Origin of the sequence: Bradyrhizobium semiaridum, from assembly GCF_020329505.1 — a bacterium.
GTDB lineage: Bacteria > Pseudomonadota > Alphaproteobacteria > Rhizobiales > Xanthobacteraceae > Bradyrhizobium > Bradyrhizobium semiaridum.
In genome coordinates, this window is record NZ_JAGKJJ010000001.1 from 74,972 (window position 1) to 94,851 (window position 19,880).

Annotated in this window: 15 protein-coding genes and 1 tRNA gene; 7 read left to right on the forward strand and 9 right to left on the reverse strand. The window is 61.9% G+C overall.

Features of this window, described 5'->3' with window-relative positions:
• The first annotated feature begins 18 nt into the window (after positions 1-18).
• The 4 genes from J6500_RS00275 to J6500_RS00290 all read left to right on the forward strand — a co-directional run bounded on the left by J6500_RS00275 (position 19) and on the right by J6500_RS00290 (position 2,840).
• A complete protein-coding gene (locus J6500_RS00275; RefSeq protein ID WP_225710674.1) occupies positions 19-183 on the forward strand; it encodes a hypothetical protein in 165 nt (54 codons plus the stop codon).
• 522 nt (positions 184-705) lie between these two features.
• The gene (locus tag J6500_RS00280) at positions 706-1,065 is read left to right on the forward strand and encodes a hypothetical protein (protein ID WP_225710675.1); all 360 of its coding nucleotides are present in this window, start codon (positions 706-708) and stop codon (positions 1,063-1,065) included.
• Positions 1,056-1,802, forward strand: a complete 747-nt coding sequence (locus J6500_RS00285; RefSeq protein WP_225710676.1) for a hypothetical protein — start codon at positions 1,056-1,058, stop codon at positions 1,800-1,802. Before J6500_RS00280 ends, J6500_RS00285 begins: the two co-directional genes overlap by 10 nt.
• A 51-nt stretch (positions 1,803-1,853) precedes the next feature.
• A complete protein-coding gene (locus J6500_RS00290; RefSeq protein ID WP_225710677.1) occupies positions 1,854-2,840 on the forward strand; it encodes a hypothetical protein in 987 nt (328 codons plus the stop codon).
• 137 nt (positions 2,841-2,977) lie between these two features.
• On the opposite strand, the gene J6500_RS00295 is transcribed toward J6500_RS00290, so the two are convergent.
• The 3 genes from J6500_RS00295 to J6500_RS00305 all read right to left on the reverse strand — a co-directional run bounded on the left by J6500_RS00295 (position 2,978) and on the right by J6500_RS00305 (position 5,161).
• Positions 2,978-3,742: a DUF5131 family protein gene (locus tag J6500_RS00295; RefSeq protein WP_225710678.1), complete on the reverse strand. Its 765-nt coding sequence runs from the start codon at positions 3,740-3,742 to the stop codon at positions 2,978-2,980.
• A 10-nt stretch (positions 3,743-3,752) separates the two neighbouring features.
• Complete coding sequence (locus J6500_RS00300; RefSeq protein WP_225710679.1) at positions 3,753-4,910, reverse strand: three-Cys-motif partner protein TcmP; 1,158 nt, start codon at positions 4,908-4,910, stop codon at positions 3,753-3,755.
• A 161-nt stretch (positions 4,911-5,071) separates the two neighbouring features.
• A tRNA-Ser gene (locus tag J6500_RS00305) sits at positions 5,072-5,161 on the reverse strand.
• A 144-nt stretch (positions 5,162-5,305) separates the two neighbouring features.
• On the opposite strand from J6500_RS00305, the gene J6500_RS00310 reads away from it, so the two are divergent.
• Together J6500_RS00310 and J6500_RS00315 are read left to right on the forward strand one after the other, a co-directional pair.
• Positions 5,306-5,944 (forward strand): class I SAM-dependent methyltransferase, encoded by a 639-nt coding sequence (locus tag J6500_RS00310; RefSeq protein ID WP_225710680.1) that lies wholly within the window; start codon positions 5,306-5,308, stop codon positions 5,942-5,944.
• 97 nt (positions 5,945-6,041) lie between these two features.
• The gene (locus J6500_RS00315; RefSeq protein WP_225710681.1) at positions 6,042-6,209 is read left to right on the forward strand and encodes a hypothetical protein; all 168 of its coding nucleotides are present in this window, start codon (positions 6,042-6,044) and stop codon (positions 6,207-6,209) included.
• A gap of 12 nt (positions 6,210-6,221) precedes the next feature.
• On the opposite strand, the gene J6500_RS00320 is transcribed toward J6500_RS00315, so the two are convergent.
• Positions 6,222-7,043, reverse strand: a complete 822-nt coding sequence (locus J6500_RS00320; RefSeq protein WP_225710682.1) for an aminoglycoside phosphotransferase family protein — start codon at positions 7,041-7,043, stop codon at positions 6,222-6,224.
• 178 nt (positions 7,044-7,221) lie between these two features.
• Between J6500_RS00320 and J6500_RS00325 the strand changes: the two genes are divergently transcribed.
• Positions 7,222-7,479 (forward strand): hypothetical protein, encoded by a 258-nt coding sequence (locus J6500_RS00325; RefSeq protein WP_225710683.1) that lies wholly within the window; start codon positions 7,222-7,224, stop codon positions 7,477-7,479.
• Positions 7,480-7,548: 69 nt separating this feature from the next.
• On the opposite strand, the gene J6500_RS00330 is transcribed toward J6500_RS00325, so the two are convergent.
• The 5 genes from J6500_RS00330 to J6500_RS00350 form a co-directional block, all read right to left on the reverse strand.
• Positions 7,549-8,862: a PQQ-dependent sugar dehydrogenase gene (locus tag J6500_RS00330; protein ID WP_376707742.1), complete on the reverse strand. Its 1,314-nt coding sequence runs from the start codon at positions 8,860-8,862 to the stop codon at positions 7,549-7,551.
• Between the two features lie 131 nt (positions 8,863-8,993).
• Positions 8,994-10,607 carry a DHA2 family efflux MFS transporter permease subunit gene (locus J6500_RS00335; protein ID WP_225710685.1) on the reverse strand — a complete coding sequence of 538 codons (1,614 nt, stop codon included), beginning with the start codon at positions 10,605-10,607 and terminating at the stop codon, positions 8,994-8,996.
• Positions 10,604-11,761, reverse strand: a complete 1,158-nt coding sequence (locus tag J6500_RS00340) for an HlyD family secretion protein (RefSeq protein WP_225710686.1) — start codon at positions 11,759-11,761, stop codon at positions 10,604-10,606. Before J6500_RS00340 ends, J6500_RS00335 begins: the two co-directional genes overlap by 4 nt.
• An 82-nt stretch (positions 11,762-11,843) precedes the next feature.
• Positions 11,844-13,337 carry a sensor histidine kinase gene (locus tag J6500_RS00345; RefSeq protein ID WP_225711044.1) on the reverse strand — a complete coding sequence of 498 codons (1,494 nt, stop codon included), beginning with the start codon at positions 13,335-13,337 and terminating at the stop codon, positions 11,844-11,846.
• 16 nt (positions 13,338-13,353) lie between these two features.
• Complete coding sequence (locus J6500_RS00350; RefSeq protein ID WP_376707739.1) at positions 13,354-19,644, reverse strand: HAMP domain-containing protein; 6,291 nt, start codon at positions 19,642-19,644, stop codon at positions 13,354-13,356.
• Positions 19,645-19,880: the final 236 nt, after the last annotated feature.

Sequence of the window (19,880 nt, forward strand, 5' to 3'; positions counted from 1 at the left end):
ACAGAAGGCAACTTACCCATGGCAACGAAACTGCTTAGCCACAATGACGACCGGGAAGCCGGTAAATCGCATCTCGAATACATGCGCGAACTGCTGTCGAAGCACGGCGACGAAGCCAAAATCGATCTGCATGCCGGCCACATGCGATCCCTGCTCGCGTTCGCGTCTCCCGACAAACGTTGAATGGCCCGGCAAAGGTTTGGTCGCTTCTCCATTGCCGGTTCATGCCCGGGGCGCGCTGTCGGATGTACACAGCGCGCCCCGGGGTTTGTCTTGAATAGCGGACGCGCCCTCCTCCCGGAGCGTTGCCGCCGCTCATGAAATTCGTCCACTCACCAAATTGATTAGCCATGCAGGCCATCGGGATAGCGCTTGGAGCCTCGACGAGGGGCGGACACCTCGTCCCAGTTTTGGCTCGGAATGGGGCAGGAATTGAAGTCGCCCACGAGAACGATTGAGAGCAATGACGTGATTTGGCCCGCTCGTGCTGAAGGGCGCTCAGATGATCGCCGTTATCTTAATCGCAGGCAATCAGATCGATGCTGGTGATAGAAGGATCGGGCACCGCTCGGCCCCGAGACGTCGTTAGCTGAAAGTGGCGTTTGTTCAAATCGAACATTTACGATAGATAGCGCAGGAATTGTACTTTTGCGGGTGCTTGGCCGGGGGGAGTAAATGTGGGATTTGGCGTTTCCGGGGACTGTCATGGTGCTGAAGCTTCTATTCAAGCTTTTTATCGAACAGCAAGTAAAGCCTGTAGATGTTGCTAAGGCAATATTGGCGTTCCCTATCGATATCGCTTTCCTATCTTTCTCTTTCGGAGCTGCCATCCTCTACGCAAAGCCTCCGTCAACGATTCACACTGGAACCGTCAGGGAAATGTTCGTCGTTCTACTGCTCTCGATCATGGTCCTTATGCTCTGCACCGTTCTAGCCAAAAAATCAGATATGGCTTTCACGCTGAATAAGTTCGCTATGATGTTCCTGTTGGTAATTCTTGCCTATGTCGTTTCGATCGTTGCCGTCTGGGGCGCGCTGAACGTTGGAGCCATCCAGTGGACTTGACTGTCACGAACAACCAGTTCTGGTTTATGTTGATCGGTTCGGCGCTTTTCATGCTGATCATGGTCTTAATACTCGCCGCTATGACTTGGATAGTATCTAAAAATAAGGAGTCACGGTACGCGGCTGAGTATCAGCGAGCGGTACTCTCCTCAATGAGAGAGTCCTACGAGCCTCAAATTGCGAAGCTGAATAGAGAAATGACGGCGACGCCCGAGCGATGGCGCGATGCAAACCATCTGCTGATTGCTGCGCAGAATGCAAAGTCCCAGGATTCCGCTGAGCGGTTGCAGCCGCCGAACGAGTTTCTCCGCTCATTCAATTTGGGCACACGGGACCTTGTCATGGACGACACGTTGATATTCGTCTTGACGCCGTTTGCAGAAGAAGAGCGAGATGCTTTCGATACCATCAAGGATGTTTGCACTAATGCCGGATTTCGGTGCCTTCGAGGCGACGAAGATAATGCCACCGGTGACATTCTCGGCCACATCGTTCGTCTCATGGTTAAGGCTAGGATCGTGATCGCGAACGTGGAAACGCGAAATCCGAACGTCTTCTACGAACTCGGAATTGCCCACGCATTAGGAAAGCAGACTATTCTCATTTCGCGATCGTTAGATGCCGTGCCGTTTGATGTGCAGACGCGGCGGATTTTAAGGTGGCAAAACACGCCAGATCTAAGGGATAGCCTGAAGGACGCCTTGCTCCGAACTGTCGCAGCCACGCCGTTGGGTTAGGCCAAGGGTAGGACGACTATAACATGGCATCTGAATGGGCAATGAAGCGGGATGCGCTGGGAAATGGTAGAAGTAGCCAAAGCGGAAGCCGTCAAGGTCGAGGAAATAAAGCGTCGGCAGACGATGCTGTTCGAGGCGTTTGGCCATGAAGGCGTGTACGGCGGCAAGTATTTCGCGCCCGTTGTCGATAAAGAAGAAGAAATCGGAGCGGTATTCAACAGCACTTATCGTGGCTCCCGCATCCTGACGGACTGCTTTCTGGACTTTTTCGGCCAGACGCTGTTGGAGCAAATCGAGCTGAATAACGAGAAGGGTTGGCCGCAGGCCGAAGCGAATTACGCGACGTGCGTGCTGATGTACCTAACCATTTTCCGGAGCGTGCGCGCTTCGGATGTTTGCGCCAGTAACGCCTACCCGTTGCAGGGCTATATCATTCAGCGTAGCATCAAAGATCAGACGTTCATCCTCTGTGCCGCTGCGAACAATATGGCAGATTTCGCAACCCTGTTCGGATGGAAGGGTTTGCCAGATGATAAGCCTTGGACGGACGAGGACAATAAGACGGCGATCAAGAACCGCCGAACGATCGAGAACCAAATCCGTGAAAAGATCATCGGATCAAAATCCGGCCTAAAAAACGAGACAATCAAACTTCTGGTCAAAGTGGATGGGATGTTCAATACGGAGGCCCACAGGGGCCTTTTTACGCTGTTTAGCGAATCTCATAAGCTGCTCGTGGAGCACAAATTGGATGTGAGCTTGGTATCTGGCCCGAATAAGAACAGCGACCCCATGTTTGTGAACCGTGCGACGGAAACGAACTGGATGATCCACCGGCTCGTCCCGTTCATGCGCCGCAAAGACACACCGAAAAACGAGACGTGGGACAAGAATTGGAAGTTACTCGACGATCATTTCCACTGGATGGTCGAGGGATTGGGCGCGATCGGCAAAGAAATAGCGCCTGCCTATCTCGAAATGATCGATGCCAAATTCAAATTTGACGCGAGCACCTACTACACCGAGCCCACGGGTTGAGCCGGACTGAGCATGGACATTGGGCTCAATCCGCTACGTTTCGGAAGGCGGAAACATCATCCGCAATCTGAATTGCAACCATTCGAGATTTTTCACCGCTCACCAGCACTACTGACCATTTGGCGTGAAAACTTAGCTCAAGCCAAAGTCGCGGATGCCTTCGCGGTTGGAAGTTGATCCCACGTTCGCCCGTCCAACACCCGACCGGTTTGCTTCTTTTGCACTCCACCCCACTGCTTAAAATGGAAGGCGACGCCCGCGTCTACGCATTGATCCCGAATCGATCGCACCCAATCCGGGTTCATCGGGCGCGCGGCTGGCCCGCTTTCGCCACCCGCAATAGCCCAGTCGATGCCTTCAAGATCGAGGTTCTCAAGCGGACCAAGCAACGGTTCGAGGCTCAGGAACTTAATGAATGCCGGTGTCGAACGCAGATGGTCAATTCGATCGGTATACTCGCCGTTTTCAACGCTTACGCCCATCCAGACGTTATTCGGCCAGGGCAGCTGCTTCGCAACGCTAGCGAGCCGTTCTGCACGTTTGGTCAAAATTTGAAACGTGTGGTGTCGAGCACGTTGCATCACATCGAAAACTTTGCCGATGAACTCCAGCGGCACGTTCTCGTGGAACAAGTCCGACATCGAATTGACGAAGATAACTTTGGGGGTCTTCCATTTCAGCGGTATGTTCAAGGCAGCGTCGTCTAGAACGATCTTGCCGTTCCATTTGGCGCGTCCACCAGAAACGCGCGTTGTGCCCGCGTACTTTGGTTGTCCCATGGCCTCCAATCGCCTAGCAAGTCGCATCGCATAGCAATTGGTGCAACCCGGTGACAGGATCGTGCACCCTGCCACCGGATTCCATGTCGCTTCTGTCCATTCGATTGGTGAGTTGGTGGCCATCGCAGCATTCCTACTTGAACGTAACCTTTACGTGGTCTGCGAAGGTGACCGAGCCCGCCCGTTTGGGTCGCTTCGCTGCTGGTGGATCAGCTGTGATCACTCCTGCTGCCTCAAGTTGTCGAAGAGCCTCTTTGTAATTCTTGTCGGTGTACGGGGTATCAACGGAATGATTTTCGTAAATCTGGCGCATCGTTAAAGTCTTGCCTGAAAACACCTTGGGCAAATCCGCTAGTAGCTTGTCGAACGGTTGCAATAGCGAGAACAACAGAGGTGTGGAAGCGTCTGCCGGGGAGTAGGCGAAAGAAGCAACGCCCTGATCCTCAGTCGAGCTTTCGCCCGCCATAATCCCCTTCATGATTTCATAGCCTTTGAAGGCCTTCGATACGAAGATCAAACTATGCGACGTTCGCGCGCCACGCTTGAAACGAAACGGAAGCACGAATTTTCCGCCCATGCCTTTGATCGCCTGTGATAGCTCTTCAAGGATTAGCGTCTCACGCGCATCCGGCGATTTTCCTTCGATCTTCTTTCGCAAATTGTCTGCACGTTCCACACCGAACAGCGCATCCATATGTTGTTTCACTTTATCGTTCGATAGCCCGGCATTGATGCGTCCATAATTGAAGAAAAATACGCAGTCGCATCCCCAATCCTTGATAACGCCATTCACAATCTTCAGCGAAAGGCCCTTGTAACCAAACGGATCAACAAAGGTGAACGACGGAATTATGTTCCGTTCGGCAAAGAATTTCTCTGCGTCCGCTCCGACTTCGTTGCACTGAACGTCCGGTTTGAATTTCAGCTTCTCAATGCCCGGCAGCGCGTTGATTTCCTGCTGAAGATTTGAGGAGTGGTCCTTACTGGCGTCGTTGAACAACGTCACCAGCATCGAACACATATCCTTGTCATTGATGGCGTGTTCTAAAACCAACAGCGGTGTCGAGGCTGCGCCATCTTTGTATCGGCCCGGTCCAGCATAGAGGTCGATGTAAGCGATCTTTCCGCCGTGTTGCTTCGTCGTGGGAATAATTACTTTTGCCCACGCGTAGAAGTATTTCTGGATGATCCTCGCTTTGGTTTCCGATTGATCGGTTCGTTCATCAAAAAATTTTGCACCTGCCAATGGAGTATTTCCTTGCACAGCTTCGAGTGGATTCGTTGCCAGCATGCACGTTACTCCGCAGATTCGACACGCACTATATCGTTCGCTATTTGTTCCGTCTAGGTAGTTAGACCTTGGCTCCCCAAGCGCAAGCTACGGTGTTGGTTAGTAGCTTTTGGTGAGTAGAAACCACACGATATTGAAAATATTGGTTTTTTGGCCTTGACTGGCGGAAGGGGTGGGATTCGAACCCACGGTACCCTTGCGGGCACGCCGGTTTTCAAGACCGGTGCCTTAAACCACTCGGCCACCCTTCCGACTTCACGTATGCCCGTCGCTTACCGTAGGCCGGCATGGAACGCAATGCGGGGACTGATCCGCCCCGCGGAAGTGGGTCTCGCCGCCGACGGTTCTTGGTGCCGAACGACACAACAAGCGCATCCGAGGAGCAACAGCCCGTCATGACCATGGAGAACGACGCTCGTTTCTGGGACAGGTCGGCGCGGAGATACGCGGCACGTCCGGTTGCAGATCAAGCCGAATATGAGCGCACGCTCGAGCGGACCCACGCGCTTCTGAAGCCGAGCGACAAGGTGCTGGAGCTGGGCTGCGGCACAGGAACGACCGCACTTCGGCTGGCGGGCAGTGTCCAGAGTTATCTCGCGACGGACATCTCCGCGGCCATGATCGCGATCGCCGAGGAGAAGCATGCCGCCGGCCCTGTCGCCGGCCTCGTCTTCCGCGCCGCGACGGCCGAAGCATTCCCGCCGGGTGCCGCGCCGTTCAGTGCTGTTCTCGGTTTCAACTATCTCCATCTGGTCCGCGATCTGCCCGGCACGCTGCGTTGCGTCCACGCCCTCCTTGCACCGCAGGGGCTGTTCATTTCCAAGACGCCCTGTGTCGGGGATATGAACCCTCTGATCCGGCTTGCCGTGCTCCCGGCAATGCGTGCGATCGGGAAGGCGCCCTATGCCGGTGTGTTTCGCGCAGCGGAGCTCAGCCAGCTTCTGTCAGCCGCAGGCTTCGATATTGTCGCCACGGAATGCCACGCAACGAAAGGCAACGACAACCGCCTCTACATCGTGGCCCGCAAGGGCTGACGGCAACGCACCCTGCCGTCCAGCCGATCGCTCGCCCGCAAGCAACCAAAGCTTAACGCTCGCTGCCGCAGCATGCGGCGGCTGGGAGGATTCGACGATGCAGACATTCCGGATTTCGCTGAGCGATGGGACGCGGAAATTCCACACGGTGATTCAGGCGCCGGATTCCGCTTCCGCGCACATCAAGGCGACCTACTTCTTCGACACGTCGAAGTGGCGGATCCTCAGCGTGTCACTGACCGGGGCCAACGCGGTGGCGGCGTAATCGCGGCCCGTCTCAGCCCCCCATCAGGTCGAGCTCGGCAGCCGCTAGTTTTGCGATCGCAAGGTCGATCTCGGCCAGCGGATCGCCGTCGCCGAGAAACCACGTCGCCGACAGCCCGGTCCACGCGACGATCCATGACAGCAGGCGCCTGCGGTCGAGCTGCGAAGCCTCTACGACGACATCGAGACGGCGTGCAAAGCGGCCCGGTTCAGTCGCGACCGGACGTGTCGGGTCGGCAAGGTCGGGATTGGTGAAGATATTGGCAAAGTCGAAGCTGCGCTCGCCCACGAGGTGCTTTGGATCGATCGCGAGCCAGCCGCGGGCGCCGAAGTCGAGCACGTTGTCGTGGTGCAGATCGCCGTGCAGGACCACGATCTCGCGCTGGTCGCCAAGCAGGGCTTCCGCGATTTCAGCCGAGCGGCGCAGGATGCCACCATGGGATCTGGCAGCAGGCCAGAGCTCGCGAAACCACAGCTTGAGCGGCGTCAGGTCCGGCCGTGGCGTTGCCCTGGGGGCATGAAGGCGGGCGGCCGTCGCGCACAGGATCCTGCAGGCCTCGTCATCCCGCCCTGTCCGCGCCATCTCGCTGAGGGAGGCGCGCCCTGTGGCACGCTCCAGCAGCAGTGCGGCGCCGTCGCGGGCCAAAACGCGGGCCGCCCCCTCGCCGTCCCACCATGCCATCACGATGCCACCGAGGCGCTCGTCTTCCTCGGTGGACACTTTCAGCATCGCCGCTTCGCCGTGGCGTCGGACCGGCAACAGCCGCGCGGCGTGCGTCACGATCGGCGTGCCGTCGGGGACGAGGCTCCAGGCAGAGAGAAAAGGCTCGAACATCTGGCGCGGCGAGCTCGCGGGGTGTCCGGCTGATCTAGTCGTTGTCTGCGCATCGCACCATGCGCGATCTCGGCGCATCTGCAACGAACAATTCCCTCGCCTCGCGATGATGTTGGCTGATGACAGCCCCCACCCATCTGGCGTTAGAATGCCGCGCCGGTGGTACGGAGGTGTGGTGATGCCGAGAAAGGGAATTACCGGACACGACGACTGGGTGGTCACCGAGGCGCTGGCCACGGCGCTGGTCGCGCTCGAGCAGCTTCCGTCGAAGCATCAGCCGCGCGCGCATATGGAAGACGTCCGCAAAATCCTGACCTCCAGATGTGAGGCCGGTGCCGTGACTCTGCATCTTGCGCAGGCCAAATGCAGGTTGTTCCCCGACCACGATCCCCTGATCATCTACGAGGAATACGGCCTCAAGGACGGGCTGGGGTAGCCCGCCGGCTCCTTTGCATGGGGTTGTTTTTCGGTATTTTGGCCGCGCGCGCCTGCGGCGGGAGATTGGCTACTCGTGGCTGATGCGCCAGATCGTGCCGTTGCCGTCTTCCGAGACCAGCAGTGCGCCGTCGCGCGCCACGGTGACGCCGACCGGACGGCCCCAGACCTCATTGTCGCTAATGACAAAGCCGGTGACGAAGTCCTCGTACTCGCCGGTCGGGACGTCGTCCTTCAGCCTGATCCGCACGACCTTGTAGCCGGTCCGCCTGGCGCGATTCCACGAGCCGTGCTCGGCCGCGAAGCCGTCGCCGCGATACTCCGGCGGAAAGTTGCTGCCGGTGTAGAAGGTCAGGCCGAGCGAGGCTGAATGGGCCTGCAGCAGCACGTCCGGGACCGTTACCTTGTCCTTCAGGTCGGGGCGCACGCCGACATGGGCCGGGTCTTCGTTGGCGCCGATGTAGAACCACGGCCAGCCATAGAACGCGCCTTCGCGAATTCGCGTCACATAGTCCGGCACCAGATTGTCGCCGCGGCCATCGCGCTCGTTGGTCGAGCACCATGGCGTCTCCGTTGCAGGCTGGATCGCCAGGCCGACGCAGTTGCGGATGCCGGTGGCGAACATCTTCTGGTTCTTGCCGTCGGGGTCGAAGGCCAGCACCGCGGCGCGGTCGGTTTCAGACCCCCAGGCGGCGCCGAGCGCGCGGTCGCGGCTCCACGCCTCGATGCCCTCCGGCGGCCGGCCAAGCCCCTCGCCCGCATTGCCCGCAGATCCGACCGACACCAGCATCCGCTTGTCGTCGGGCGTGAACACGATGTCGCGGGTGGAATGACCGTAGCTGCCCGGAAGCCGGGCGACTACCGTTTCCGGCTTGCCCGCGGCCTTGAGATCGCCGTTCCGATAGGCGAAGCGCACCACGCTGTCGGCATTGGCGATATAGAGCCATTGTGGATTGTCGCCGTTCGGGAAGAACGCAATCCCGAAGGGCCGGCTCAGGCCCGTTGCATAGACCTCGTTCGTTGCAGGCGTGGTGGCGCCCGCCGCACTGCGCAGCACGCGGATGCGGCCACCGCTTGTCTCGGCGACAAAGATATCGCCGTTCGGCGCGGCCCGGATGATCCTCGGCCCGCGCAGACCTTCGGCAAACAGCTCGATCTTGAATCCCGGCGGCACCTGCGGAACGGCCGATGCGGGCCTAGTCACGACGCGCGACGCATTGCTGCTGGACGGTGTCGCGCCGGGTTTCGGCAGATCCTGCGGCGTGATCAGCCTGACGGTGCCGGGCTTGTCGCGCCGCCAGTCGCCGAAGGCATCCGCGCCTTTCAGCACCGGCTCGGCGCCGGATCGCGTGCTGCTCATTGCAATCGCGATCGCGACGGACATGCTCGCGCCGACAACACTGGCTTTGGGCATCGTTCTCCTCGCGCGATTTTCGGCGATGGTCCCTGCGTCAATAGCGTATCGTAAATCGGTAGCAAGCTTGCGTCACAATGTCGTCTGCTTCAACGTGGCATTCAGTGTCCTTTCGGCGGTGCCGTCAGGTCGATCGGCCTGATGATCAAAGCCAGCGGAATCATCGCAAGACCGATCAGCGAGAGCATCCAGAATACGTCGATATAGGCGAGCAGATCGACCTGCCGCTGCAGGGTCTGTCCGACCCAGGCGATCGCCTGCGACGCGGCATCCGACGCGTTCGAGCCCTGGGCCTGGAAGTAGCGCGTCATGGTGTCGATGGTTTGCTGATAGCCGAGGTCTGAGGGCGCGGCGTGCTCGACCAGCCGGCTTTGATGGAATTGCTGGCGCTGGGCGAGCGCGGTCTGGGCCAGCGCAACACCGATCGATCCGCCGATGTTGCGGGCGACGTTGATCAGCGCCGACGCCTGGTTGGTCCTGTCCGGCGGCACGCCGTCATAGGACGCGGTCGTGACCGGCAGGAACAGGAACGGAAGTCCCGCGGACAGGAAGATCCGAGCCGTCGCGGCGTAGCCATAGGTGATGTCACCGGTCAGCCCGGTCAGATGCCACATCGCATAGGCGACGATGACGCCGCCGATCGCAATCAGATATTTGGGCTGCACCCGGCCGACGAGTATGCCGACCACCGGCATCAGCACCAGCGTGACGATGCCGCCGGGCGATAGCGCGAGCCCCGCGAGCAGCGCGGTGTAGTTCAGTTCGGTCTGCAGCAGTTGCGGCAACAGCTGCGTCGACGAGATCAGCACGGCGCCGGTGCACAGCATCACCAGGAAGCACGATCCGAACTGGCGGCGTCCCAAAAGGCGGATGTCGACGATCGGGTCCTTGCGCGTCAGCTCCCACGGGATCAGCGCGATCAGACAGAACGCGGCGGCCAATGCAAAGCCGAGGATCATGTTGGAGCCGAACCAGTCCTTGCGCTGGCCCTCGTCGAGCACGAATTCGAGCGAGCCGAGTCCGACCGCAACCAGCACGAACCCGACGTAGTCGACACGCAGGCCGTTGCTCAGCAGCTCCTTGCGCTCCGCTTCGGCGCCGGATGGCTCCTTCACCAGCGTGCCGACCAGGAACAGCGAGAGCAATCCCATCGGCACGTTGATCAGGAATATCCAGTGCCAGGTATAGGTGTCGGTGATCCAGCCGCCCAGTGTCGGACCGATCACGGGCGCGACCACCACCGCGACGCCATAGATCGCAAAGGCCTGGCCGCGCTTCGCGGGCGGAAAGGAATCGGCCAAGATCGCCTGCTCGCTGGTTGCCATGCCGCCGCCGCCGAGACCCTGGATGATCCGGAACAGGACCAGGGCCTCCAGGCTCCAGGCAAATCCGCACAGCAGCGAGGCCGCTGCAAAGGTGGCGACGCAGATCATGTAGAAGCGCTTGCGGCCGATCACGGTCGAAAGCCAGCCCGAGATCGACAGCACGACGGCATTGGCGACCAGATAGCTCGTGATGATGTAAGTGCTCTCGTCGATGCCGACGGCGAGCCCGCCGGCGATGTGGCGCAAGGCAACATTGGCGATCGTGGTGTCGAGCACCTCCATGAAGGTCGCGATCGAGACCACGAAGGCGATCAGATAGGGATTGTGTCCGCCGGCGGCCGAACGCTCCGCCGACCACGACGCGCCCGCGCCCTCAGCGGCATCGCTCATCGCACCCTGGTCCAGGGCACGACCGACATGCCCGGTCCGACCGGCACGTCGTCCGGCCAGTTGTCGACCACGATCTTGACCGGCACGCGCTGCACCACCTTGACGAAATTGCCGGTCGCATTCTCCGCGGGCAACAGGCTGAACGCGGTGCCGGAGCCCGGCTGGACAGAGGCGACATGACCGGTGAGCTTGCGTGCCGGATAGGCGTCGATCCTGATCTCGACCGGCTGGCCCGGACGCATATCCGTGAGCTGCGTCTCCTTGTAGTTGGCCGTGATCCAGACCTCGTCGGGAACGAACATCATCAGGCTCTGGGCCGGCGCGACGTAGGTGCCGACCGCGCCGCTCAGTTTGACGACGCGACCGGATTGCGCGGCGACCACGCGGGTGTATTGCAGGTTCAACTTGGCCTGATCGAGCTGCGCCTTCGCCTGCTCGCGCGATGCCTGACTGCTCTTGCGCTGCGCCTCCAGCGTCCTGACGCCGAGCTCGGCCGCGGTCACGGCGGTCTTGGCACGGATACTGTTGGCTTGCTGCGCATCGAGATCGGAGCGCGTCTGCTGTTGCCGCTGCACCGTACCGGCGCCCTTCTCGACCAGGTTCTGCGCGCGCTCCGCCTCCTCCTGGGCAAACTTCAACTGGGCCGCGGCCTGCTGCGCCTGCGCCCTCGCCTGCTTGATCTGCTCCTGCTGGCTGTCGATCTGCGCCTCGACATTGGCGATGTTGGCCTCGGCGGCCGCCAGCTGCGCGCTGGCCTGATCGATTGCGATCCTGTAATCGCGTTCGTCGATCTGCGCCAGCAGGTCGCCGGTATTGACATGCTGGTTGTCGGTGACGGGGACGTCGACGACATAGCCGCCGACCTTTGACGCCACCGCGAAGCTGCGCGCTGCCACGAACGCATCGTCGGTTGATTCATAGTGGCGGATGTTCAGCCACCAGGCCACGCCGCCGATCAGCGCGATCAGCAGCAGGCCCGCACCCGCGACGGCCAAGATCCAATGCTCGCGTAGCCGCGCGCGCAGCGAGGGCTTGTCGTCCGCGGCCTGCGTCGGTTTCGAACCCTTGTCCGGCGGGGATTTCTGTTCCGAAGTGTGCTCCGGCAGCCGCGGCTTCTCCACGGACGGCCCGCGCTCTCGGGCTTGGGTATCCAAGGCAGCACCTCAAACTCATGAACGGCGGCGATCGACCTCGTTAACCGGAAGGTCGGACGCTTGGTTCCTGCTGAGTGGGTGGCTAGACGGCCCTGGAACTGAGCACAGGCTGCCGCTCGGGCGTCGCCATATCGCGATAGGTCGCGCCCTCGGCGACGCCGGCCTTGAGCGGAACGCTGAGGCGGCAGATCAGGCCTTCGCTGCGCCAGTCGAAATCGGCGCGTCCGCCGAGCTGGGTCTCGATGCTGGCGATCACGCTTCGCGTGCCAAATCCCTTTTGCTTCGGCTTGGTCACCTTGGGGCCGCCGGATTCCACCCAGGCCAGGATCAGCATCTGGTCCTGCACGTCCCAGGTGATCGCAAGTCGGCCCGACAACACCGACAGGCTGCCGTATTTCGCCGAGTTGGTGACGAGCTCATGCAGCGCCAGTGCCAGCGTTTGTGCGGTCGCGGGCTGCAACTGCACCTCGGCACCGTCGATCTGGATCTGTCCGGCCTCGGAGTAAGGTGCGATCTCCTCGGTCACCAGCCGCCTGATCTCGGCGCCCTGCCAGCTCGACAGCGACAGCACGGTGTGGACCCGCGCCAGCGCGGTGATGCGGCCCTCGACGGCGCGGACATAGGCGTTCATGTTCTGCGCGCGCGTCAGCCGCACGATTGATTGCGCCAGCGCCAGCGCATTCTTGGCGCGGTGATCGACCTCGCGCGTCAACAGGTTCTGGCGCTCCTCGGCCTTCTTGCGGTCGGTGATGTCGACAGTGACGCCGCTCACCCGCACCACCTTGCCGTTGTGATCGCTGGTCGCAGCCGCGGTGCCGACGCACCAGCGCACCTCGCCATCGGGCCGCATCACACGGAATTCGGCTTCATACGAGGTCTGCCCATTGCCGAAGCCGGCCCAAGCTTGCCGAAGGTCCTCGACGTCGTCGGGATGGAATAGCCGCTGGATATTCTCGGAGGTCAGCTCGAAAGATTTCGGGTCGACGCCGAAGATCTTGTACTGCCCTTCGTCCCACATCCAGTCGCCGTTGACCCAGTCCCAGTCCCACGACCCCATCTTGCCTGCGGCGATCGCCATGCTGCGGCGCTGTTCGCTCTGCACCAGCCGCGCGGTCGACTGCTCGAGCTCGGCGGTGCGCGCCCGCACGCGGTCTTCGAGCTCGGAATTGAGCCGCTCGAGCTGCCGGGTCTTGCGGTAGAGCTCGGCGAACACGCGGATCTTCGCACGCAATACTTCGGGCACCACGGGAACCGGCACGTAGTCGACCGCGCCCATCTCATAGCCGCGCAACCGGTCGATATCGCTGACCTGGATCGCCGAGATGAAGATCATCGCCGTCTTCTGGAAGCGCGGATGCTCGCGGATCATCGCCGCAAGCTCGAAACCGTCGAGCTCGGGCATGCAGACGTCGACCAGGATGACCGCGACCTCGTTCTTGAGCAGGAATTCCAGCGCCTCGCGGCCCGACGAGACGGCCACCAGACTCTCGCCGAGCTCCTTGAGGATGACCTCATAGGCCAGGAGCTTCGCCGGTTGGTCATCGACCAGAAGGATGTTGACCTTTTCGTTATCCATCATGTTCGATCGCCGATCAGCGGTGCAGCCACATGCGGATCGCAAGCAGCAGCTGTTCGGTATTGACGGGTTTTGCCAGGTAATCCGATGCGCCTGCTTCCAGGCATTTCTCGCGGTCGCCCTTCATCGCCTTCGCCGTCAGCGCGATGATCGGCAGCCGCGCGAACGCGGGATTTTGCCTGATCGCACCGATGGTCTGGTAACCGTCCATCTGCGGCATCATGATGTCCATCAGCACGATCGCGATCTTCGGATTGGACTCCACCAGCGAGATTGCTTCATGACCCGTTGTCGCAGTCAGCACCTTCATACCGCGCCGCTCGAGCACGCTCGACAGCGCGAAGATGTTGCGGGCGTCGTCGTCGACCAGGAGCGCGGTCTTGCCAATCAGGTCCTCGTCGGAGCTGTTGAGCTTCTCCAGCATCCTCTGTTTTTCGAGGGGCAATTCCGTGATCACACGGTGCAGGAACAGTGACGTTTCGTCGAGCAGCCGCTCCGGCGATTCCACGCCCTTGACGACGATGCTGCGCGCCATCGTGTGGAGTTCCGCATCCTCCTCGGCGGAAAGTTCCCGGCCCGTGAATACCACCACGGGAATATTGGAGAGCGCATCGTCCTTGCGGATCTGGTCAAGCACGTCGAAGCCGCTCATGTCGGGCAGCCGCAGATCGAGCACCACGCAATCGCAGGGACTTTCACGCAACGTCGCAAGCGCCCCGGCGCCGGTATCGGTGGTGACGATCTCGATGTCCTCGTGACCGAGCAGCTCCCTGATGCTGAGCTGCTCGGCGGCGTTGTCCTCGACGATCAAGAGGCGCTTCCGGCGTGGCTTGGCGTATTCCTTGATCTGCGCCAGCGCCGCGCTGACGCCTTCGGTCGTAGTCGGCTTGTTGACGAAGGAGAACGCGCCGCGCGCGAGCGCATGCTGCCGGTCCTCGTCGAGCGTGATGATCTGCACCGGGATGTGCCGCGTCAGCGGATTGTGCTTGAGCTGGCTCAGCACCGTCCAGCCCAGCATGTCCGGCAGGAACACGTCGAGCGACACTGCAGTCGGCTGGAATTGCTTGGCGAGGTCCAGCGCCTCCGCGCCCCGGGTCGCGACCAGCACCTTGAAGCCCTTGTCGCGGGCGAGGTCGATCAGGACCCGCGCATAGTGCGGATCGTCCTCGACGATCAGCAGGATGGTGTCGCCGGCCTCGAGATCGAGCCGGTCGTCGGCAAGTTGCTCAAGCGCCCGCTCCTGCCCGGACGACGTCTGCAGCGACGGTGCTGCGGTGTGCGGTATTGGCACAGGCTGAACCTGTGAGCGAAGCGCCACCGACGGTCCGGCGTATTTCAGCGGCAAATAGAGCGTGAAGCTCGAGCCCTTGCCGGGCGCGCTGCGCAGATGGATCTCGCCGCCGAGCAGGCTCGCGAGCTCGCGGCTGATGGCAAGGCCAAGACCGGTACCGCCATATTTGCGGCTGGTGCCGGCGTCCGCCTGCTGGAACGCCTCGAAGATCAGCTTCTGCTTGTCCTGCGGAATGCCGATGCCGGTATCCGACACCTCGAACGCGACGACGGCCGGCGCGGTGTTGAGGATCGGATGCTCCGCGCTCCAGCCGCCGACCGCGGCCGACACGGTCAGGCTGACGCCGCCTTCCGCGGTGAACTTGAACGCGTTCGAGAGCAGGTTCTTCAGCACCTGCTGCAACCGTTTGGAATCGGTCACCATGCTGCGGGCGAGATTGGCGTCGATATCGATGCTGAAGGACAGATGGCGATTTTCCGCCTCGTGGCGGAACGGCCGGCCGACGGTCTCCAGCAGGCTCGATGTCAGGATCTCCTCGGCGTCGACCGTCACCGTACCGGACTCGATCTTGGAGAGATCGAGGATGTCGCTGATCAGGTTCAAGAGATCGGTGCCGGCACCGTGAATGGTGCGCGCGAATTCGACCTGCTTGCTGGTCAGGTTGCCGTCGGGATTTTCGGAGAGCTGCTGGCCCAGGATCAGGATCGAGTTCAGCGGCGTGCGCAGCTCGTGCGACATATTGGCGAGGAATTCGGACTTGTACTTCGAGGTCAGCGACAGCTCGGTCGCCTTCTCCTCCAGCGCGCGGCGGGCTTGCTCGATCTCCTGGTTCTTGCGCTCGACGTCGACGTTGCGCTCGGCGAGCTGCTGCGCCTTCTGCTCGAGCTGGTCGTTGGTCTGCTGCAGCTCCTTCTGCTGGGTTTGCAGCTCGCCTGCGAGCTGTTGCGACTGCTTGAGCAGCGCCTCGGTCTGCATCGTCGCCTCGATGCTGTTGAGCACGATGCCGATGCTGTCGGTCAGCTGTTCGAGGAAGGTGATCTGCGACGTCGTGAAGGATGAGATCGAGGACAGCTCGATCACGGCCTTGACCTGGTTCTCGAACAGCACCGGGAACACGACGAGGTTCTTCGGCATGATCCGCATCAGGGCCGAATTGATCGGTACGGCGTCGCCGGGAATGTCCGAGACCAGGCGCTGACGCTTGTCGAGCGCGCATTGGCCGATCAGTCCCTCGCCGAATTGGACGATCTGCGGATGCGGATTGCTGCTGTCGTTGGCATAGGCCGCGAGCAGGCGGAGCTGCGGGTTCTCGGGATTGTCGACCTGGTAGATCACGCCCATATGGGCGTTGATCAGCGGCGCCAGCTCGGTCAGCAGCAAGCGGCCGACGGTCGCGAGGTCGCGCTGGCCCTGCAGCATGTTGGTGAAGCGCGCCAGATTGGTCTTCAGCCAGTCCTGCTCGGTATTGCGCTCCGTGGTGAGACGGAGGTTGCCGATCATGGTGTTGATGTTGTCCTTCAGCTCCGCCACCTCGCCGCGGACGTCGACCTGGATCGAGCGCGTCAGGTCGCCCTTCGTCACGGCGGTCGCCACCTCCGCGATCGCGCGCACCTGCGAGGTCAGGTTGGCGGCGAGCAGGTTGACGTTGCCGGTCAGGTCCTTCCACGTGCCGGCCGCGCCGGGCACGTTGGCCTGACCGCCGAGCCGTCCCTCGACGCCGACTTCGCGCGCCACGCTGGTCACCTGATCGGCGAAGGTCGCCAGCGTCTCGGTCATGTTGTTGATGGTGTCGGCGAGCGCCGCCACCTCGCCCTTCGATTTCACGGTGAGATTTTGCTTCAAGTCACCATCGGCAACAGCGGTCACCACCTTGACGATGCCGCGCACCTGCTCGGTCAGGTTCGCCGCCATGACGTTGACGGTATCGGTGAGATCCTTCCAGGTGCCGGCAACGCCGGGCACTTCGGCCTGGCCGCCGAGCTTGCCCTCGGTGCCGACCTCGCGCGCCACGCGCGTCACCTCGCCGGCGAACGCGTTGAGCTGGTCGACCATCGTGTTGATGGTATTCTTCAGCTCGAGGATCTCGCCCTTCACGTCGACCGTGATCTTGCGTGACAGGTCGCCGCGCGCCACGGCCGTGGTCACTTCGGCGATGTTGCGGACCTGCGTGGTCAGGTTCGCGGCCAGCAGATTGACGTTGTCGGTCAGATCCTTCCAGGTGCCGCCGACGCCGGGCACCACGGCCTGGCCGCCGAGCCGTCCCTCGGTGCCGACCTCGCGCGCCACGCGCGTCACTTCGGCCGCGAACGAGCGCAGCTGCTCGACCATCGTGTTCAGGGTGTCCTTGAGCAGCAGGATCTCGCCGCGGACGTCCACCGTGATCTTCTTCGACAGGTCGCCGCCGGCGATCGCGGTCGCGACCTCGGCGATGTTGCGGACCTGCGCCGTCAGGTTCGACGCCATGAAGTTGACGTTGTCGGTGAGGTCCTTCCAGGTGCCGGCGACGCCGGGCACTTCGGCCTGGCCGCCGAGCTTGCCCTCGGTGCCGACCTCGCGCGCCACGCGCGTCACCTCGCCGGCAAAGCCGTTGAGCTGGTCGACCATCGTGTTGATGGTGTTCTTCAGCTCGAGGATTTCGCCCTTCACGTCGACCGTGATCTTGCGCGACAGGTCGCCGCGCGCCACGGCGGTCGTCACCTCGGCGATGTTGCGAACCTGGGCGGTCAGGTTGCCGGCCATCGAGTTGACGTTGTCGGTGAGGTCCTTCCAGGTGCCGGCGACGCCGGGCACCTGGGCCTGGCCGCCCAGCCGGCCTTCAGTGCCGACCTCGCGCGCCACGCGCGTCACCTCTCCCGCGAAACGGTTGAGCTGGTCGACCATCGTGTTGAGGGTTTCCTTCAGCTGAAGGATTTCGCCCGACACGTTCACGGTGATCTTGCGCGATAGATCGCCGCCGGCAATGGCGCTCGCGACCTCGGCAATGTTGCGGACCTGGCCGGTCAAATTGCCGGCCATCGAATTGACGGAGTCGGTGAGGTCCTTCCAGGTGCCGGCGACGCCGGGCACTTCGGCCTGGCCGCCGAGCTTGCCGTCGGTGCCGACCTCGCGCGCCACGCGCGTCACCTCGCCGGCGAAGGCGTTGAGCTGGTCGACCATCGTGTTGAGGGTTTCCTTGAGCTGAAGGATCTCGCCCGACACGTTCACCGTGATCTTCTTCGACAGGTCGCCCTTGGCGACGGCGGTCGCGACTTCGGCGATGTTGCGGACCTGCGCCGTCAGGTTCGAGGCCATCGAGTTGACGCTTTCGGTCAAGTCCTTCCAGGTACCGGCAACGCCGCGCACATTGGCCTGGCCGCCGAGCTTGCCTTCGGTGCCGACCTCGCGCGCCACGCGCGTCACCTCGCCGGCGAAGGCGTTGAGCTGGTCGACCATCGTGTTGATGGTGTCCTTGAGCTCTAAGATCTCGCCGCGCACGTCTACCGTGATCTTCTTGGAGAGGTCGCCGCCGGCGACCGCAGTCGTCACCGCGGCGATGTTGCGGACCTGCGCCGTCAGGTTCGACGCCATCGAGTTGACGCTTTCCGTCAAGTCCTTCCATGTGCCGGCAACGCCGAGCACGTTGGCCTGGCCGCCGAGCTTGCCCTCGGTGCCGACCTCGCGCGCCACGCGCGTCACTTCGGACGCGAAAGCGTTGAGCTGGTCGACCATCGTGTTGAGCGTTTCCTTCAGCTGAAGGATTTCGCCTGACACGTTCACCGTGATCTTCTTCGACAGGTCGCCGCCGGCGATCGCGGTCGCGACGTCGGCGATGTTGCGGACCTGCGCGGTCAGGTTCGACGCCATGAAGTTGACGTTGTCGGTGAGGTCCTTCCAGGTGCCGGCGACGCCGGGCACCTGGGCCTGGCCGCCGAGCTTGCCCTCGGTGCCGACCTCGCGCGCCACGCGCGTCACTTCCGAGGCGAAGGCGTTGAGCTGGTCCACCATGGTGTTGATGGTGTCCTTCAGCTCGAGAATCTCGCCGCTGACGTTGACCGTGATCTTGCGCGACAGGTCGCCGCGCGCCACCGCCGTGGTGACGTTGGCGATGTTGCGGACCTGCGCGGTCAGGTTGCCGCACATCGCGTTGACGGAGTCGGTCAGATCCTTCCAGGTGCCCGCGACGCCGGGCACGATCGCCTGGCCGCCGAGCTTGCCGTCGGTGCCGACCTCGCGCGCCACGCGCGTCACTTCGGAGGCGAACGAGCGCAGCTGATCGACCATCGTGTTGATGGCTTCCTTGAGCTGCAGAATCTCGCCGCGGACGTCGACCGTGATCTTCTTCGACAGGTCGCCGTTGGCGACCGCAATCGTCACCTCGGCGATGTTGCGGACCTGGCCGGTCAAATTGTTGGCCATCGAGTTGACGCTCTCGGTCAGGTCCTTCCAGACGCCGGTCACCTCCGGCACCTGGGCCTGGCCGCCGAGCTTGCCCTCGGTGCCGACCTCGCGCGCCACGCGCGTCACTTCCGACGTGAACACCGAGAGCTGCTTGATCATCGTGTTGACGATGTTCGCCGACTGCAGAAATTCGCCGCGCAGGGGCCTTCCCTCGACGTCGAGCTGCACGGTTTGCAGCAAATCGCCCTGCGCCACCGCCGCCACCGCGCGCGTCACCTCGCGGGTCGGCCATAGCAGGTCGTCGATCAGGGTGTTGACCGAACTTTCCATGTCGGCCCAGGCGCCGCTGGCAAGTCCGAAATTGACGCGCTGGCGGGTCTGGCCCTCGCGGCCGACCACCTGCCCGACGCGCGCCAGCTGCTGTGCCATCCGTTCGTTGGCGGCGGCGATCTCGTTGAAGGCGTCGGCGATCTTCCCGTCGATGCCGAGATAGTCGCCGCGCATGCGGACCGAAAAATCGCCACCGCGCATCGCCTGTAGCGATTGCAGCAGATCATGAGAGGAGTCGAGATTTCCGTTGGGCGGATTGGCGCGGCGGGCCTCACTGCGGGGACGAGGCGGCGAACCGAGATCGGTCATGGAATTTTCCCTACGCGCGCTGACGGCAAGTCCACAGACTCGGAAAAGCCAGCAAGACCATAAGAGTGACTGCCCGTAATCAATTCAAGCTAGAAAACAGTTTAACCGCGATTTACGACGCAAGCCGAGCGAGTTAATCGCCGATGGAACCAAAAGTTCCGGTTGGGCTGGAACTTTTTGCGGCGTCGGAGTAAGCCTTTGGTATTGCGTCGAAGTCGTTGTCCTTTTGGAACAAA